The sequence below is a fragment of the Franconibacter pulveris genome, assembly GCF_056780215.1.
This window is the reverse complement of record NZ_CM165555.1, coordinates 2,771,800-2,787,820: the sequence shown is the minus strand read 5'-3', so window position 1 is coordinate 2,787,820 and position 16,021 is coordinate 2,771,800. Positions and strand designations below refer to the sequence as shown.

Annotated in this window: 16 protein-coding genes; all 16 read left to right on the top strand. The window is 56.4% G+C overall.

The features are described 5' to 3' along the window. Positions 1 to 87: 87 nt before the first annotated feature. The 16 genes from ACU4F7_RS13115 (at position 88) to ACU4F7_RS13040 (ending at position 15,223) form a co-directional block, all read left to right on the top strand. Positions 88 to 582 (top strand): hypothetical protein, encoded by a 495-nt coding sequence (locus ACU4F7_RS13115; protein ID WP_029591760.1) that lies wholly within the window; start codon positions 88 to 90, stop codon positions 580 to 582. Between the two features lie 24 nt (positions 583 to 606). Then, entirely contained in the window at positions 607 to 1,113 is a 507-nt protein-coding gene (tssJ, locus tag ACU4F7_RS13110; RefSeq protein WP_024557971.1) for a type VI secretion system lipoprotein TssJ, read from the top strand. 29 nt (positions 1,114 to 1,142) lie between these two features. Beyond that, a complete protein-coding gene (gene tssK, locus ACU4F7_RS13105; RefSeq protein ID WP_029591759.1) occupies positions 1,143 to 2,486 on the top strand; it encodes a type VI secretion system baseplate subunit TssK in 1,344 nt (447 codons plus the stop codon). A gap of 17 nt (positions 2,487 to 2,503) precedes the next feature. Beyond that, positions 2,504 to 3,742 carry a DotU family type VI secretion system protein gene (locus ACU4F7_RS13100; RefSeq protein ID WP_029591758.1) on the top strand — a complete coding sequence of 413 codons (1,239 nt, stop codon included), beginning with the start codon at positions 2,504 to 2,506 and terminating at the stop codon, positions 3,740 to 3,742. A gap of 2 nt (positions 3,743 to 3,744) precedes the next feature. Continuing rightward, positions 3,745 to 7,368 carry a type VI secretion system membrane subunit TssM gene (gene tssM, locus ACU4F7_RS13095; protein ID WP_481637096.1) on the top strand — a complete coding sequence of 1,208 codons (3,624 nt, stop codon included), beginning with the start codon at positions 3,745 to 3,747 and terminating at the stop codon, positions 7,366 to 7,368. A 16-nt stretch (positions 7,369 to 7,384) separates the two neighbouring features. After that, positions 7,385 to 8,101 carry a type VI secretion system-associated protein TagF gene (gene tagF, locus ACU4F7_RS13090; protein WP_024557975.1) on the top strand — a complete coding sequence of 239 codons (717 nt, stop codon included), beginning with the start codon at positions 7,385 to 7,387 and terminating at the stop codon, positions 8,099 to 8,101. 11 nt (positions 8,102 to 8,112) lie between these two features. Further along, positions 8,113 to 9,132, top strand: coding sequence for a type VI secretion system protein TssA (gene tssA / locus ACU4F7_RS13085; protein WP_029591755.1), 1,020 nt, complete (start codon positions 8,113 to 8,115; stop codon positions 9,130 to 9,132). Positions 9,133 to 9,206: 74 nt separating this feature from the next. Further along, entirely contained in the window at positions 9,207 to 9,731 is a 525-nt protein-coding gene (gene tssB / locus ACU4F7_RS13080; RefSeq protein ID WP_024557977.1) for a type VI secretion system contractile sheath small subunit, read from the top strand. Positions 9,732 to 9,733: 2 nt separating this feature from the next. Beyond that, positions 9,734 to 11,233, top strand: coding sequence for a type VI secretion system contractile sheath large subunit (tssC, locus tag ACU4F7_RS13075; protein WP_024559630.1), 1,500 nt, complete (start codon positions 9,734 to 9,736; stop codon positions 11,231 to 11,233). A 66-nt stretch (positions 11,234 to 11,299) separates the two neighbouring features. Then, positions 11,300 to 11,719, top strand: a complete 420-nt coding sequence (locus ACU4F7_RS13070) for a Rap1a/Tai family immunity protein (protein WP_481637095.1) — start codon at positions 11,300 to 11,302, stop codon at positions 11,717 to 11,719. Positions 11,720 to 11,725: 6 nt separating this feature from the next. After that, positions 11,726 to 12,151, top strand: a complete 426-nt coding sequence (locus ACU4F7_RS13065) for a T6SS amidase immunity protein Tai4 family protein (protein WP_481637094.1) — start codon at positions 11,726 to 11,728, stop codon at positions 12,149 to 12,151. A gap of 180 nt (positions 12,152 to 12,331) precedes the next feature. Next, positions 12,332 to 12,814: an Hcp family type VI secretion system effector gene (locus ACU4F7_RS13060; protein WP_481637093.1), complete on the top strand. Its 483-nt coding sequence runs from the start codon at positions 12,332 to 12,334 to the stop codon at positions 12,812 to 12,814. 113 nt (positions 12,815 to 12,927) lie between these two features. Further along, positions 12,928 to 13,833: a peptidoglycan-binding protein gene (locus tag ACU4F7_RS13055; protein WP_110877541.1), complete on the top strand. Its 906-nt coding sequence runs from the start codon at positions 12,928 to 12,930 to the stop codon at positions 13,831 to 13,833. A 13-nt stretch (positions 13,834 to 13,846) separates the two neighbouring features. Further along, a complete protein-coding gene (locus tag ACU4F7_RS13050; protein WP_481637092.1) occupies positions 13,847 to 14,251 on the top strand; it encodes a lysozyme inhibitor LprI family protein in 405 nt (134 codons plus the stop codon). A 170-nt stretch (positions 14,252 to 14,421) separates the two neighbouring features. Further along, complete coding sequence (locus tag ACU4F7_RS13045; protein WP_481638731.1) at positions 14,422 to 14,769, top strand: T6SS amidase immunity protein Tai4 family protein; 348 nt, start codon at positions 14,422 to 14,424, stop codon at positions 14,767 to 14,769. A gap of 70 nt (positions 14,770 to 14,839) precedes the next feature. Next, complete coding sequence (locus tag ACU4F7_RS13040) at positions 14,840 to 15,223, top strand: T6SS amidase immunity protein Tai4 family protein (RefSeq protein ID WP_048888619.1); 384 nt, start codon at positions 14,840 to 14,842, stop codon at positions 15,221 to 15,223. Positions 15,224 to 16,021 lie beyond the last annotated feature (798 nt).

Sequence of the window (16,021 nt, the reverse complement as noted above, 5' to 3'; positions counted from 1 at the left end):
AAAATTCATCTTTCTTTAATAATAGCACTTAAGTCAAATTTCACCTCCTCATCAACCATCATCAAGAATATTGCTACGGAAAAGCATATGAAAATGCGAACGCTCCTTTCTGTTTTGTTTGTCTTTGCTGTTGTAGGTTGTAAAGCGCCGCAGAAACCGGCATTAACAGATGACACGATTGTCACAAGCCAGGTCAATGGCGTTACGTTGACCCACCGCTATGCGGTCTCTCCGCCTGCGGAATTTACCCCGGTAAACGTCTCTTACCGCGCGCTGTACCCGGCCTCGCTGATGAGCCGTCCGGATTTTGGCGGTAAAGTCATTCGCACTCTCGAAACCGGTAAAACCTATGAAGTGTTAGGGCAGGTTGAGCACTTCTGGATGGCGCTGGCTGACGAAGGCAAAGACGAGCTGATTGGCTATGTGCCGATGCGCGCCGTGGTGAAAGCCGACCAGTATGACGCGACGGTCCGCAAGCAAGCCATTCGCCCGAAAGCGCGTAAAAAAGCGACCTGCGTGAACGTCGACGGCAGCGGTAAAGCCTGCAAAGACAGCAACAACGGTACCTGGATTCTGGATTAATCCCGCTTCTGCGAGCGAATCCCTATGCATAATAAAAACTTTTTTGGCCGGGTCTGCCTGGCGTTTGGTATTTTGATTTTCACGTTGGTCAGTGGTTGCGCATCGTCTTCACACAGCGAGCCCTCCCGCTACACTCTTCAGTTCCAGGCTCATCCGCAAATCAACGACTCTGCGCCGCTTAAAGTCAGGGTCCTGCTGCTGAAATCTGACGCGGATTTTATGTCCGCCGATTTCTACTCCCTGCAGAACAACGCGTCAGGCGTGCTTGGCGCGAATCTGCTGAACAGCGACGTGTTCTTCCTCATGCCAGGGCAGCTTTCGAAAACGCTGAGCGGACAAAGCTCGCCGGAAGCGCGCTACATCGGCGTGATGGCGGAGTACCAGGCGCTGGACGGCAAAAAGTGGCGCATTTCTCTTCCTCTGCCTGTACCGGGCGAAAGTCATCTCTACCAGTTCTGGAAATGGTCCGCAGACGAGCTGCAGGCCAGTCTCTTTCTTGACGTAAACGGGATCCGCGTCATTAGCCAGTAACGCGTTTCCTTACAGGAAAACACAACATCATGACGAAAGCAGAAAAGGTCGTGTGGACCGAAGGCATGTTCCTGCGCCCGCACCATTTTCAGCGTGCGGAAAGCTACCTGCAAAGCAACATCCGCGAATGGGGTTCGTTGCAACGCCCCTACCTGTGGGGTTTTCTCGATCTGGAGCTGGACGAGGCGATGCTGCGCCAGGGCTGCGTGGCGCTGAGCTACGCCAGCGGGCTTCTGCCTGACGGCACCTTTTTCCATTTCCGCGACGGTCGCAACGGCCCGCCGCCGCTGCACATCCCCGATAACCTTTCCGGGGAAAAAGTGGTGCTGGCGCTGCCGGTCCGCCGTGGCGGGCGCGAAGAGGTGGTCTTTAGCGAAGAGAAGGCGTCGCTGGCGCGCTTTGTGACTTTCGAAGAGGAAGTGGAAGACGACAATGCGATGTCGGTTGGCGAAGCGACGGTGCAGTTTGGCCGTCTGCGCCTGCAACTGATGCTGGAAAAAGATCTCACGGCGGAGTGGACCGCCATCGGCGTCGCGGTTGTCGTTGAGAAGCGCAACGACAACCACGTGCGGCTGGATAACAGCTACATTCCGCCGATGCTCAACGCCAACAACAGCCAGCTAATCTACAGCATGATTAACGACCTGCACGGTCTGCTGGTGCAGCGCAGCCAGCAGATTGGCGGCCGCCTGCGCCAGCCGGGCCGCTTCAATACCTCCGAGCTGATTGAGTTTACGCTGCTGGCGCTGGTGAACCGCCACCTTGGCGACGTCTCGCACATTAAAACGCTGCCTCTTATTCATCCGGAGACGCTCTGGCGCAGCTGGCTGCCTTTCGCCACGGAGCTTGCCACCTGGACTGCCCAGCGCGCCGCGGAAAACGTACTGCCGGTTTATGACCATGACGACCTCGCGGGCTGCTTTAGCAAACTGATGCTGCTGCTGCGCCAGGGGCTGTCGCTGGTGATGGAAGACCACGCCATCCAGCTGCCGCTCAACGAACGCTCTCATGGACTCAACATCGCCACCGTCCCGGAAATCAGCATGGTGCGCGAATTTGGCTTTGTGCTGGCGGTGAAAGCCAACGTGCCGGGCGAGCATCTGCAAACCCATTTCCCGGCGCAGATGAAAGTGGCGCCCGTCTCTAAGATCCGCGATCTGGTCCAGCTGCAGCTGCCGGGCATTGTGCTGCGCGCCATGCCGGTCGCGCCGCCGCAAATCCCCTGGCACGCCGGTTACAGCTACTTCGAGCTGGAAAAGGGCGGCGAGCTGTGGGGTGAAATGGATAAGTCCGGCGCGTTCGCCCTGCATCTGGCGGGCGAATTCCCGGGCCTGGATATGGAGTTTTGGGCCATCCGTAGCCCGACAGAATAATCAAGCGAGCGCTTATTATGCAGGAACGACAGGCCTCCGGCAGCGATGCCGCGTTTACCGGAGCGAGTGGCAATAACCCCCTGGTGGCGGCCGCCAATCCGCTGCTTAACGCCATCCCGCAAATCCGCCATTCCGTCTCTCATGACGACCAGGCGGGGCTGCGCCAGCGTTTAATTGATGAGATCCGTCGCTTCGAGGTGCGCTGCCAGCAGGCGGGGCTGCCTTATGAAGTGATTGTCGGCGCCCGTTACTGTCTCTGTACGGCGCTTGACGAAGCCGCCGCGCTCACGCCGTGGGGAAGCAGCGGCGTCTGGTCCGGCAGCGGGCTGCTGGTGACCTTCCATAACGAAACCTGGGGCGGCGAGAAGTTCTTCCAACTGCTGGCGCGCCTGTCGCAAAACCCGCGCGAGCACATTCTGCTGCTGGAGATGATCAACTACTGCCTGCTGCTCGGTTTTGAAGGGCGCTACCGGGTGCTGGACAACGGCCGCACCCAGCTGGAGACCATCAAGCAGCGGTTATGGCAGATGATCCGCGGCGTGCGCGGCAGTTACCCGCCGCCGCTTTCGCCGCACCCGGAAGACCAGCCGGTACTGCGTAAACTGTGGCGTCCGATGGTGCCGCTCTGGGCCTGCGTGGCGCTCGCGGGTTTCATCGGCTGCCTGTTCTACATCATTCTCAACTGGCGGCTCGGCGACGTCACCAACCCGGTGCTGGCGAAGATTTACCAGACGCCGCTGCCGGAAGCGACTATTCAGCAACCGGCGCAGCGTCTGCCTGCGGTGCTGAACCTGCGCGGCTTCCTGCGTCCGGAAATCGACGCGGGACTGGTGGCGGTGAAAGATGAGGCCGACCGCAGCGTGGTTATCCTCAAAGGCGACGGGCTGTTCGCTTCCGCCTCGACCGTGGTGCGAGACCGCTACGATCCGGTTATCGACCGCATCGCCCAGGCGATGAACAACGTCAGCGGCAAGATCCTGGTGGTGGGCTACAGCGACAACGTGCCGATTCGCAGCGCGCGCTTCGCGTCTAACTATGAACTTTCGCTGGAGCGCGCCCGCTCGGTGCAAAAACAGCTGCAGGAAAGTCTCTCGCAACCTGAACGCGTGAAAGCGGAAGGGCGGGGAGAGATGAACCCGGTGGCGCCGAATAACACCCCGGAAAACCGCGCCCGCAACCGCCGTGTGGAAATTACGCTGCTGGTGTCGCCTGAAAACACCCGGGCTGAGCTGAACGGATTGCCGCAAGGAAACTAAGGATGCTGACTACACTTCTTTCCATTCTTACCAATCGCCTGCTGTGGGGGTTCCTCGGCGTCACGGCGCTGTCGGCGGTGATCTGGATGATTGGTCCGCTGCTCTCCATCGTCGATACCCGGCCGCTGGAATCGGAGCAGAACCGCATCATCAGCATTGTGGTGGTCTACTTTATCTGGGCCCAGAGCCACATTGTGCCGCGGCTTTATAACGCCTGGCTCAACCGCAAGCTGATGGACAAGCTTAAAGAGAACACCACCGAGCCGCAGGCGGTGGACCCGCAAAACCGCCTGAACAGCGAAGACCAGGTCCTCGCCAGCCGTTTTGACGAAGCGGCGCAAATGCTGAAAAAAGCGCACTTCAGCAAGGCGGGCAACCGCGGCGCGCAGTGGACGCAGCGCTTCGGCACCCAGTATCTCTATCAGCTGCCGTGGTATGTGATTATCGGCGCGCCGGGCTCCGGGAAAACCACCGCGCTCGCCAACTCCGGGCTGCAATTCCCGCTGGCGGATCGCTTTGGCAAAACGGCGCTGCGCGGCATTGGCGGCACCCGTAACTGCGACTGGTGGTTTACCAACGAAGCGGTGCTGCTGGATACCGCGGGCCGCTATACCACGCAGGAGAGCGAGCAGGCGCAGGATGCGGGCGAATGGCTGAAGTTCATTGAACTGCTGCGCAAATATCGCCGCCGCCAGCCTGTTAACGGCGTCATTATCACCATCAGCATTTCAGACCTGCTCACGCAGTCCGCCGAGGCGTCGCGCCAGCAGGCGGTGAACCTGCGCCAGCGCCTTTCGGAGCTGCATGAACAGCTGGGCATCCGTTTTCCGGTCTATGTGATGGTGACCAAGGTTGACCTGCTTAAGGGCTTTCGCGCCTGGTTTGCCGATTTCGACAAGGCGCAGCGCGACCAGATCTGGGGCTTCACGTTCCCCTGGGAGCAGACGAAACAGGCCGATTTCGACCTGCTGGGCAGCTTCGCGCAGGAGTTCTCCCTGCTGCAACAGCGCCTCGACGCCGGCCTGCCGGAAACCATGCTCAAAGAGCACGACGCCAAAACCCGCGCCGAAGCGTACCTCTTCCCGCAGGAGTTCGCCGCGCTGCGTCCGCTGCTGGCGGACTACCTGAGCACGGTGTTCGCCCGCTCCAACTTTGAAACCGAGTTTTCGCCGCGCGGCATTTACTTCGCGAGCGGCACGCAGGAAGGGATGCCGTTCGACCGGGTGATGGGCGAGCTTAACCGCGCGCTTTCGCTGCCGGAAGGCAGCGCGGGCGACAACTGGGACTCGGTAAGCAAAGAAGCGCCCATCCCGGGGGCGAAGGGGCAGAGCTTCTTCATTAAAAACCTGCTGCAAAACGTTATTTTCCAGGAAGCGGGCATCGCCGGGGAGAACCGCTGGTGGGAGCTGCGCAACCGCGCGGTTATCTGGTCCGGCTATGCGGCGCTGCTGGCGTTGCTGGTGATCCTCGGCGCCCTGTGGCTTACCAGCTACGGTAAAAATAAAGCCTATCTGGAAGAGGTGCAGGCGAAAGTGCCGCAGGTGGAGCAGCAGAGCAAAGCGCTGCAAAACCTCCAGCAGCGCGACCTGTTTGCGCTACTGCCGCTGCTCAATGGCCTGATGGACTTGCCGAAAAGCAAGGAGTTCGACGTTAACGACCCGCCGGTCACTCGCCGCATGGGGCTTTACCGCGGTTATGACGTCAGCGACGCGTCGCAGTCGCTCTATCAAAAAGCGCTGGACCAGATGCTGCTGCCTGCCGTCGCCATGCATATCACCACCTGGCTTCGCAACGACAACGGCAGCGACGTGGAGTACAGCTACGAAGCGCTGAAAGCCTACCAGATGCTTTATCAGCCGAAGCACTACGACGGGAAATTCCTGCATTCGTGGGTAATGCTGAACCTGGAGCGCAACCTGCCGCAGAACGTCACGCAGGCGCAGCTGCGCGAGCTTGAGTGGCACCTGACGCAGCTGCTGGAGCCGCAGATCCAGTCTTCGCCTTATGCGAAAGACGAGGCGCTGATAGCCCGCGAGCAGGCGCTTATCAACCGTCAGCCGCTTTCCGCCCGCGTCTACGGCCGCCTGAAACGGTTGCTTGAGCATGACGAAAACCTCAAGCCGGTTTCGCTGGCCGCCCTTGGCGGGCCGCAGAGCGAACTGGTTTTCTCCCGCAAAAGCGGCAAGCCGGTGAGCGAAGGGGTGCCGGGGCTTTATACCCCGGACGGTTACTGGAAAAGCTTCAACGGCCAGATAGATAGCGTGACCACCGCGCTGCATGAAGATGACGCCTGGGTGTTGGGCGGCGCGACGGCGCAGGAAGATAAACAGCAGACCGATAACGCTGTGCGCCAGCTCTATATGCGCGACTTTATCGCCAACTGGGACAGCTATCTCGCCGATATCCAGCTCAACAACAGTGCCGATCTCTCCCAGCGCATCAACACGGCGCGGCTGCTTTCCGGCAACAACTCGCCGCTGCGCCGGCTGGTGCTGAACTTAAGCCAGGTGCTGACGCTCTCGCGAGACACGCCGTCGCCGGAAAATGCCCAGCAGGCCAGCGAGCAGAGCAACCGCGCCACCCGCACGCTGGAAGCGCTGTTTAGCGACCGCGATAAAGCGCCGACCCAGGGCGCGGTAATGACGCAGACGCCGGAACAACTGGTGACTGACCACTACGCGCCGATGATTGAGCTGGCGCAGCCGCTGGAGAAGGGCGGCAAAACTATCGTTTTTGACGACTTTCTTAAGCAGGTTGACGAACTCTACCGCTACCTGACCGCCGTGCAGGACGCGGCGAACAGCGGCATGCCCGCGCCGGGCGGCGAAGCTATCAGCCGTTTGCAGGCGAGCGCGGGCCGTCTGCCGGGCGGTTTGCAAACCATGTTCAGCAACATGGCGGTGGGCGCGAGCAGCGATACGCAGCGCCGGGATCTCGAAAACGTGCGCAAGCGCATCAACGTTGAAGTGGGCGGCTTCTGCCGTCAGGCCATCGCCGGACGCTACCCGCTGGTGCGCAGCGCCAGCAGCGAAGTGACGCCGGATGACCTGGCGCGCATGTTCGCGCCGGGCACCGGGCTGATGGACACGTTTTTTCGCGACAACCTGACCAACAAAGTGGACACCACCCAGGCGAACTGGCGCTTTATGCCGGGCATTGACGGCAAAACGCTGCCGGGCAGCGAAGGGCTGCTGCGTCCTTTCCAGCAGGCGCAATCTGTCCGCGACGCCTTCTTCGCCAACGGCGCCACCACGCCTTCTTATAAGGTTACGGTGCGCACCGTGCGGATGGATAACACCATTCTTAACCTGACGCTGGATGTGGACGGCCAGCTGTTGCGCTACAGCCATGGCCCGCAGGCGGTGCAGATCATGAACTGGCCGGGGCCGGGCGGCACCAATCAGGTGCGCATGCAGCTGGGACTGACCAACGGCAGCACCTCGACGCTGGTGACTAACGGCGCCTGGGCGCTGAACCGCTTTTTCGACAAGGCGCGCATCAGCCCGGGGAGTGGCAGCCTGAGCCGCCAGGCCACGTTTACCGTTGATGGCCATCAGGTCACGCTGGAGTTTGCGCCCAACAGCATTCGCAACCCGTTCCAGCTCCCCCGTTTTTCATGCCCCTAACCGCAAGGACAGCCGTATGACGAATTCTCCTGCGATGAACTGGTACAGCTGGTACGGAAAGTTACCCAGTGCCGGCGACTTCTTACAGCGTCGCTTTCCCGACTCGCTCCAGCGTCAGTGGTCGCACTGGTTTCAGGTGGGCCTGCACGCATGGCTTCAGGAAGAGCAGCGCTTCGGCGAGCGCCAGTTCGGCAGCGCGCCGGTCTGGAACTTTGTCGTGCCGCCGATGCTCGGCAGCCAGATGGTGCAGATGGGCTGCCTGCTGCCGGGACGCGACAGCGTAGGCCGCCAGTATCCCGTCTGCGCCCAGATAGCCTTTAGCCCGACAGAGTGGTCGCCGCGACTGCTGGCCCAGGCGGAAAGCTGGTATCAGCAGCTTGGCCGCGTGCTGCTGCATGCCGTGCGCAACAGCTACTCCGCCGAGCAGCTCGACCAGACGCTGATGGCTATCCCTAAGCCGCAGCCCGCCGAACCGGAAAAGCGCTCCGACATCCTCGACGTGATTGGTTATGAAGGGGAGGAGACCTGCACCCTGGGCTGGCCGCAGGCGGCGGAGTGCTTCGACCCGCAGCGTCAGACCAGCTTCTGGTGGACCAACCGCTGCGACGGCTACCCGCTTTACACCCACGTACACAGCGGCAACTTCACCGGGCAGCTCTTTACGCTGCTGTTCGACCCGGCAGGCGGCGCCCGCCCCGGACGCCATGGCCTCTATCCGCCCATGTTTGAGTAAGCAGGTATCTGATGAGCATTGATGACTTTCTCGCCCCGATAAGCCCGGAAAAACCGTGCGGCGAAAACCTGGAGTACGACGCCGACTACCAGGCGATGGAGCAGGCGAGCCAGGGCAAGGCCGAGCAGCAGTTCGGCGACACCATTATTCCGGCGGAACCGGCGGACTGGACCACGGTGGAAAAGCTCGCCGTCAGCCTGCTTGGGCGCACCAAAGATCTGCGCGTTATGCTGGCGCTGACCCACGCCTGGACCCGCCGTCGCGGCCTTGTGGGCTATGCCGACGGGCTGCTGCTGGTGCAGCAGGCTATCTCCCTTTACTGGGAGCCGCTCTATCCGCTGCTGGAGGAGTACGGCGAAACCGACCCGTTCTACCGCATCAACGCGCTGGCGGGGCTCGGCGATAAATCGGAGCTGACCAGCGCCGTGCGCAGCGCTTCGCTCCTGCGCTCAAACGGCGATGAGATCTCGCTGCGCGACGCCCAGGCGCTGCTGGACGGCAGTAAGACGGAGTGCCCGGACTATCCCGGCGGCCGTCCGCGTCTGCTTGATGAGCTGGCGCGCGGCGACCAGCCCGGCATCCAGGCGGTCGTGCAGATAAACGAGCGCCTGCAAACCATCCGCGAACTGCTGACCGGCTATCTGGGGGAAAGCGGCGTACCGGAGATGGAACAGCTGCAAAAAACCGTCGGGCTTGTCGCCAGCGCCTGTCAGGCCACCGACATCGGCTCGCTGCTGGCGGGCCGTGAAGCGGCGGACGTCGGCGAGGCGGACGGCTCCACGCCTGTCGCCGCGCAAGCCGCGCCGTTTGTTGCGGACTGGCGCAGCGTGCAGGTCACCAGCCGCGCCGACGCGCAGCTGATGCTGGAGAAAGCCAAGCACTATTTCGCGCAGTACGAGCCGAGCCACCCTGCGCCGCTGATGATTGAGCGGGTGCAGCGGCTTATCGAGCTCAACTTTATGGACATCATCCGGGACCTGGCACCGGATGGCGTGCACCAGCTGGAAAACATTTTTGGACGCCGCGACTGACGCGTCTCTTATTACGACGCCGGGCATCGCGTCTGGCGACACACCTTCACCGCGCATCTTTGATGGAGAACATCATGGCAATGAGTAACAGTGGGCAGAAATTCATCGCACGTAACCGTGCGCCCCGCGTACAGATCGAATACGACGTAGAAATTTACGGTGCGGAGCGCAAAATCCAGCTGCCGTTTGTGATGGGGGTTATGGCGGACCTGGTCGGCAAACCGGTGGAGAACCTGCCTGCGGTCGACGAGCGCAAATTCATGGAAATCGACATCGATAACTTCGATGAGCGCATGAAGGCGTTGAAGCCGCGCGTGGCGTTCCATGTGGACAACACCCTGACCGGCGAAGGCAAACTGAACGTCGACCTGACCTTTGAAAGCATGGAAGATTTCCTGCCGGACGCCGTGGCGCGCAAGGTCGAGCCGCTTAACAAGCTGCTGGAGGCGCGCACCCAGCTCTCTAACCTGCTGACCTACATGGACGGCAAAAACGGCGCGGAAGAGCTTATCGCCAAAATTCTGCAGGACCCGACGCTGCTCAAATCCCTGAGCCAGATGCCGAAAAACGAAGAGAGCGAAAAAGGTAGCGAGGAGTAATCATGAGCAACCCGACTCAACAACATGAGCAGCAGGCGGGACAGGCGTTCAGCCAGGATGAGTTCAGCGCGCTGTTGAATAAAGAGTTCCGCCCGAAAACCGACCAGGCGCGTTCCGCCGTGGAAAGCGCGGTTAAAACCCTGGCGCAGCAGGCGCTGGAGAACACCGTTACCTTTTCTAACGACACCTACCGCACCATTCAGAACCTGATCGCCGGCATCGACGAGCAGCTTTCGCAGCAGGTGAACCAGATTATTCACCATGACGAGTTTCAGAAGCTGGAGAGCGCCTGGCGCGGCCTGAGCTATCTGGTGAATAACACTGAAACCGACGAGATGCTGAAAATCCGCTTTATGAGCATCTCCAAGCAGGAGCTGGGCCGCACCCTCAAGCGTTACAAAGGGGTGGGCTGGGACCAGAGCCCTATCTTCAAAAAGATTTACGAGCAAGAGTATGGCCAGTTCGGCGGCGAGCCGTTTGGCTGCATCGTGGGCGATTACTACTTCGACCACAGCCCGCAGGACGTTGAGCTTTTAGGCGAGATGGCGCGCATCGGCGCCGCCGCGCACTGCCCGTTCATCACCGGCACCGCGCCGAGCGTGATGCAGATGGAGTCCTGGCAGGAGCTGGCGAACCCGCGCGATCTCACCAAGATTTTCCAGAACACCGAGTACGCCGCCTGGCGTTCGCTGCGCGAGTCGGAAGATGCGCGCTATCTGGGGATGGTGATGCCGCGCTTCCTCTCCCGTTTGCCGTACGGCATTCGCACCAACCCGGTGGACAGCTTCGATTTTGAAGAAGAGACCGACGGTGCGAACCACAACAACTACGCCTGGGCGAACGCCGCCTATGCGATGGCGACCAACATCAACCGCTCGTTCAAAGAGTACGGCTGGTGCACCTCCATCCGCGGCGTGGAATCGGGCGGGGCGGTGGAAAACCTGCCGTGTCACACCTTCCCGAGCGACGACGGCGGCGTGGATATGAAGTGCCCGACCGAAATCGCCATCAGCGACCGTCGCGAAGCGGAACTGGCGAAAAACGGCTTTATGCCGCTGATCCACCGCAAAAACTCCGACTTCGCCGCGTTTATTGGCGCGCAGTCGCTGCAAAAACCGGCGGAATACCACGACCCGGACGCCACCGCCAACGCGCGTCTGGCCGCGCGTCTGCCCTACCTGTTCGCCTGCTGCCGCTTCGCGCACTACCTGAAGTGCATCGTTCGCGACAAGATTGGTTCCTTCCGCGAGCGCGAAGAGATGGAACGCTGGCTGAACGACTGGGTGATGAACTACGTGGACGGCGACCCGGCGAACTCCTCTCAGGAGACCAAGTCCCGCAAACCGCTGGCCGCAGCGGAAGTGCAGGTGCAGGAGATAGAAGACAACCCGGGCTACTACGCCGCCAAGTTCTTCCTGCGTCCGCACTATCAGCTGGAAGGGCTGACCGTTTCGCTGCGTCTGGTCTCCAAGCTGCCTTCGCTTAAGAGCAACGACGCGTAATCCTGCTCTGGCCGTAAGGGCACTCCTTACGGCCTGTCATTAGCGTAAGACACACAAGGAAGCGTGATGAAAATGCGCCTTGCCCTTGCAGGCGGACTGCTGGCGCTGTCGGCTTTAGCCGCAGCAAAAAACACGATTTATACATACCCGCGAGCAGAGTCTTTGCCTGAAGACAGTACCGCCGTATTTCCGCGCGACCCGGCATTATTAACCCGTTTTGACAACCACATGACGGGGGCGCGTTTTTTCGCCGCATGGAGCAACAGGCAGAACGAGCGCGAGCGTATCAAAGCCGATATGTATTTCGCAGGTGTGCTGGATGCCACTGAAGGATCGCAGTGGTGTGCTGACCGACCCATTAAACCTGGCGCTTTGCACGAATGGACCTACGGGTACTTTGCAAAAGTATCACCCGAGCGGCTAAAAAAAGAGCGTGCCGCCGCGCTTATCGTCGAGGCGGTAAAAAAGGTGACGAACTGTCATTAAAACACCATGAAAAAAGATATTTTCGCTTTGCTGTTTATTTGCAACAGCGCTTTTGCCGGTGCGACATCCGATCCTGTCGCTTTTATTAAAGATAAGCCATACATACAGGTCGTAAAAGATATTGTGCTGGCGCGCTGCCTGGCACAAATTGCTGAGCCATATTCCACATTTTCGCTCGATGCGGCGCACACATCAAATGCCCTGCGTGAATGGGTGCCTTTTGATATTGATAACGGTGACAAGAAAATCAATGACCTGATCGACCAGTTTAAAGGCGCTATTAATTATTCGCATAGCGACCGTAGTAAGGACAATAAAGGGTTAACGCTAAATTGTCTGCGTTTATACCACAGCCCTGAACTGGATAAGGTGGCGAAAGCGGTTTTATTAGAAAATCCTGACCGCACCTGGAATCAGGATAATCCACAGTAGTAAAAGACTTCACATTCTTTCCTTTCATTCAGGGGGAATGTAAGACTGTCAAATGACATAGGTCGTTTGATATGAGGCAGAGGTAAAATATGGACGGTTTTATTCAGCCCCATGCTTTCCTGTTTGCCATATAAGTGCTTTTTCGAAAGCAATAATTTTCATTAACGAAGAGTAGATATTATGGCTATTGATATGTTCCTGAAGGTCGACGGCGTAACCGGCGAATCTAAAGATTCTAACCACACCGGCTGGACTGATATTACCTCTTTTTCCTGGGGCGCATCCCAGCCGGGTAATATGAGCGTTGGCGGCGGCGGCGGTGCCGGTAAAGTGAACTTTAACGATCTGCACGTTAATGCGCTGATCGACAAATCGACTACAGCAATCCTGAAACACTGCGCCAGCGGTAAGCACCTGACCAAAGTAGAACTGTCTGTCTGCAAAGCAGGCGGCCAGCAGGTGGAATACGCGCGTGTTACGCTGGAAGACGTGCTGGTAACATCCGTACAGTACAACGGTTCGGAGCACGACGACACTTTGGGCGTGACCTATGCCTTCCAGGCTGCGAAAGTGAAACAGCAGTACTGGGAGCAGACTTCCGCTGGCGGTAAAGGCGCAGAAAGCAGCGCTGGCTGGAACATCAAAGAAAACAAAGAAGTGTGATAACGGAAAAGCAATCCCCTACAGGGGATTGCTTTTTTCTCTGCATTTTTTACACCAGCAGGGACCGTCAAAAAAATTAAATACCCCAATACTAGTTACACTGGGATATCAATATGGCAATTATAGGAACAGTTGGCTTTGGTGGGCGTAATGCCCCTGCTGATGTAAAATTGGTACAGCAGTTATTACAAAAAAATGGTTTCCCGCAACTTCAGGCGGACGGCATGTTCGGCCCGAAAACCTTGCACGCGATTAAAAGCTTTCAGGCAAAATTCATGCGTAACCCGGATGGCCTGATTAATCTTAACGGGCGTACATGGCGCAATCTGGCTGGCTTGGGCAGTTCGAATGTCAAACCGATTCCACAGCCATCGCAACCGACACAAACATCTTTTCCGCAACCAGAGGGCCCACGTAATTTCTCGTCTGGTCGTTTAACCGTAAAGGAAGGGCAACTCACGTTTAACGCTGAAGGTAATGATATGCTGTCCAGTATCTATTTCAGCCGTCGCATTCACTGGCCGGGCGGGGTTTCCGGAGTGACTATCGGGCGCGGCTACGATATGGGCGGACGTACGGCCAATGTCATATATCAGGATATGATTCGTGTGGGTATTCCGGCCGAACAGGCACAGTTACTATCGGAAGGTGCAAAATTAACTGGTACCAGTGCGCAAAGGTTTGTAAAGAGACATGTTGAGAGCTGTGGTATAATTACCCGAGAAGAACAGGCCAGGTTGTTTGAATTAATCTATCCCGGTTACGCCAGTTCTGCAAGAATGGTCTATTTAAATAAGACCAGCGCTTTCCCGACAAGAACGCCGTGGGAAAATTTACATCCAGCTATTAAAGAGCTGGTTGTTGATTTTGTTTATCAGGGTATGGGTTGGGAACGCGTTATGAAATCCTGTATGACCAATGACATTCCCTCGTTGATAAAATATATTCAAGAAACGGCGGAGGTCAGCCGTTATGAAAAAGGCCGACATCGTGCGGATTATTTAAAGAAGTTTCTGTAATCAGGAGTGACAAATGAATTTCAGATTTTCGGTTCCAGTATTGACGTTGGCTATAATGTTTACAGCAAATGCATACGCATTGCAGGATTGTTCTCAAGGGGAAAATGATACCGAAGTGCTTAATTGCTCAACAAGCAATAAAGCTGAAGCTGAAGCTGCGCTCAATAAAGAATATGCAAATGCGAAAAAACGCATCGAACAAATCTTTGCTAACGAGCCGGTGGTAAAAAAAGAATATATGAATATGTTCGTTGAAGCGCAGCGTGCCTGGCTGAAATTCCGTGACTTACAGTGTAGTTTGAAAGCACACCCGGCAACGAAAGGCACTAACTTGCGTCTCGATTTCACCAATGAGTGCGTTACGCAGTTTGATACCGAACGCACAAAAACGCTGCAAGAAATGCCTTACGAACAGTAAGCGTGCCCGCAGGCGACATGATTTCGCGCTGTGGTTATGTTGCCTGCTTTATTATTGCTCCAACAGAGCTCGTAAGTACTTAATTCATGCCGCTCTTAACTTGGAAACCTGCTAAAGTACGCTGCCTGTATCAATCCCTTGGCAAGGTCATAATGACAAAAATCCACGTAATGGTATTCGCTTCGCTGGTACTGCTTACTCAAATTTCATACGCCGCGGTGATATACAGCCCTGAGGAATACCTCAAAAATTATGCACTGAGCACCTGTCTGGCGCAGGGGTATCAGGCCGAAGAAGTTAAAAAAGATGCGTCTGCCGCAGCGAGGGGATACCTGGAGCTTGGTGATTATTCTCTTGAAGCGCATACGGCTGTAGAGAAACTTGGTAAAACCTTCCTTGATAAAAAATATGGCAGCCAAGCCGGCGTGTCGATGACGATGGCAAAGTGCATCGACTTTTATCACAGCAAAGAATTATCTGATCTGGTTAAAGAGTATAAAGGTAAACAGGATAATTAATTGGCAGAGAAAGACGCCGATTCTCTGCCACTGAATTTGCCGTGCTGGTTAGGCGTAACAGGGAAAAGAAATGCGTGCGGAATTGATAGTTTTTGCCTCGTTAGCCTTATGCAGCACAGAGAGCTTTGTTTCATCCGCCATCGCCGCGCAAACGCTGCCCGAGGTGAATTCGTTCTCCCGGCAGCAGATCTTCGCTAACTGGGTACAAAGCCGTTGTCTGGGTAAAATCGCCGACAGCGCATCGCTGAAAGATGACGCTAACGCCAGTGCCGCCGCCTGGCTTGAAGCCAGTACTTTGCCCGTTGAGGCGTTTGAAGAAGCAGATACGGTTATCGACCGTCAGCTTAAAGAGAAAGTTGGCGGTACAGGCGTCGGCGAGTATCAGGTACTGAAATGCACGTTAATTGCTGACAGCGATGCTATTCACAATCTCTACGGTAAAAATGCGGAATAAAGTTTAGCGATTAATTAAAAATGGATATTGTCTGTATTGCTATTGCGTTAGTTATTCTTATCGGTGCCGCGATAACCGCAATGATTTATTACCGCTTTTACAGTAACTATGATGGTCAAGTACAAGCGATATTTAATCTGCTTCAACGTAATGCATTTGTTAGAGCAGAAGACTATGGGTTCTATGAACACCTGGGTATAGCAGGTTTTGGCTTCAGAATGTCAGTATTAAAAAAATCCTGAAGGGCCAGCGTTTTCAGATAGCAAAGGGGCGTTGGATCGAACCGCAAGCAAAAGAGCTGTTACTCAGAAATTATGATTTAACATGGGTGCACACTTTTTATAAGTTAATTCTGGTTATCAGTTTTCTTTTTATAATAATGATGGGTATGGCGTTGATAGTTTGAATGACATTACGGGTGCTGTGGCAACTCGTCATGTACCTCTATTCGTCTTAGTAAGTTAGGCTCTGGTAACATGGTAATTAACCTTTTAAAGCTAACTATTTGCTTGTTAATACAGATTTCCTTTGTTTTTGCTTTGGTCAATTATTATCTGTCCTATCGAAAACATACTGTTGAACTTGCAAGCGCTTGTAAAAATGTTAAATGAGCGTTCATTAATTCATTCCGATAATTATCTCTTTTATGAGCAATTGGGCGCGCCGGGGTTTGGTTATCGGGTGTCAATAATGGCCTTGATCTTGAAGGGTAAACGCTTTCAGCTCGATAAAAAAGCTGGATTGAACCTGAAGCCGCTGAGCTTGTAAAAAAAGCATTATGATTTTTTCTGGATACGC

Coding starts and splice junctions, on each gene's coding strand:
- tssB (WP_024557977.1), top strand. CDS start 9,207: ATGGCAATGAGTAACAGTGGGCAGAAATTCATCGCACGTAACCGTGCG.
- ACU4F7_RS13045 (WP_481638731.1), top strand. CDS start 14,422: ATGGTATTCGCTTCGCTGGTACTGCTTACTCAAATTTCATACGCCGCG.
- ACU4F7_RS13050 (WP_481637092.1), top strand. CDS start 13,847: ATGAATTTCAGATTTTCGGTTCCAGTATTGACGTTGGCTATAATGTTT.
- tssK (WP_029591759.1), top strand. CDS start 1,143: ATGACGAAAGCAGAAAAGGTCGTGTGGACCGAAGGCATGTTCCTGCGC.
- ACU4F7_RS13100 (WP_029591758.1), top strand. CDS start 2,504: ATGCAGGAACGACAGGCCTCCGGCAGCGATGCCGCGTTTACCGGAGCG.
- ACU4F7_RS13060 (WP_481637093.1), top strand. CDS start 12,332: ATGGCTATTGATATGTTCCTGAAGGTCGACGGCGTAACCGGCGAATCT.
- tssA (WP_029591755.1), top strand. CDS start 8,113: ATGAGCATTGATGACTTTCTCGCCCCGATAAGCCCGGAAAAACCGTGC.
- tagF (WP_024557975.1), top strand. CDS start 7,385: ATGACGAATTCTCCTGCGATGAACTGGTACAGCTGGTACGGAAAGTTA.
- ACU4F7_RS13070 (WP_481637095.1), top strand. CDS start 11,300: ATGAAAATGCGCCTTGCCCTTGCAGGCGGACTGCTGGCGCTGTCGGCT.
- ACU4F7_RS13055 (WP_110877541.1), top strand. CDS start 12,928: ATGGCAATTATAGGAACAGTTGGCTTTGGTGGGCGTAATGCCCCTGCT.
- ACU4F7_RS13115 (WP_029591760.1), top strand. CDS start 88: ATGAAAATGCGAACGCTCCTTTCTGTTTTGTTTGTCTTTGCTGTTGTA.
- tssM (WP_481637096.1), top strand. CDS start 3,745: ATGCTGACTACACTTCTTTCCATTCTTACCAATCGCCTGCTGTGGGGG.
- tssC (WP_024559630.1), top strand. CDS start 9,734: ATGAGCAACCCGACTCAACAACATGAGCAGCAGGCGGGACAGGCGTTC.
- ACU4F7_RS13065 (WP_481637094.1), top strand. CDS start 11,726: ATGAAAAAAGATATTTTCGCTTTGCTGTTTATTTGCAACAGCGCTTTT.
- ACU4F7_RS13040 (WP_048888619.1), top strand. CDS start 14,840: ATGCGTGCGGAATTGATAGTTTTTGCCTCGTTAGCCTTATGCAGCACA.
- tssJ (WP_024557971.1), top strand. CDS start 607: ATGCATAATAAAAACTTTTTTGGCCGGGTCTGCCTGGCGTTTGGTATT.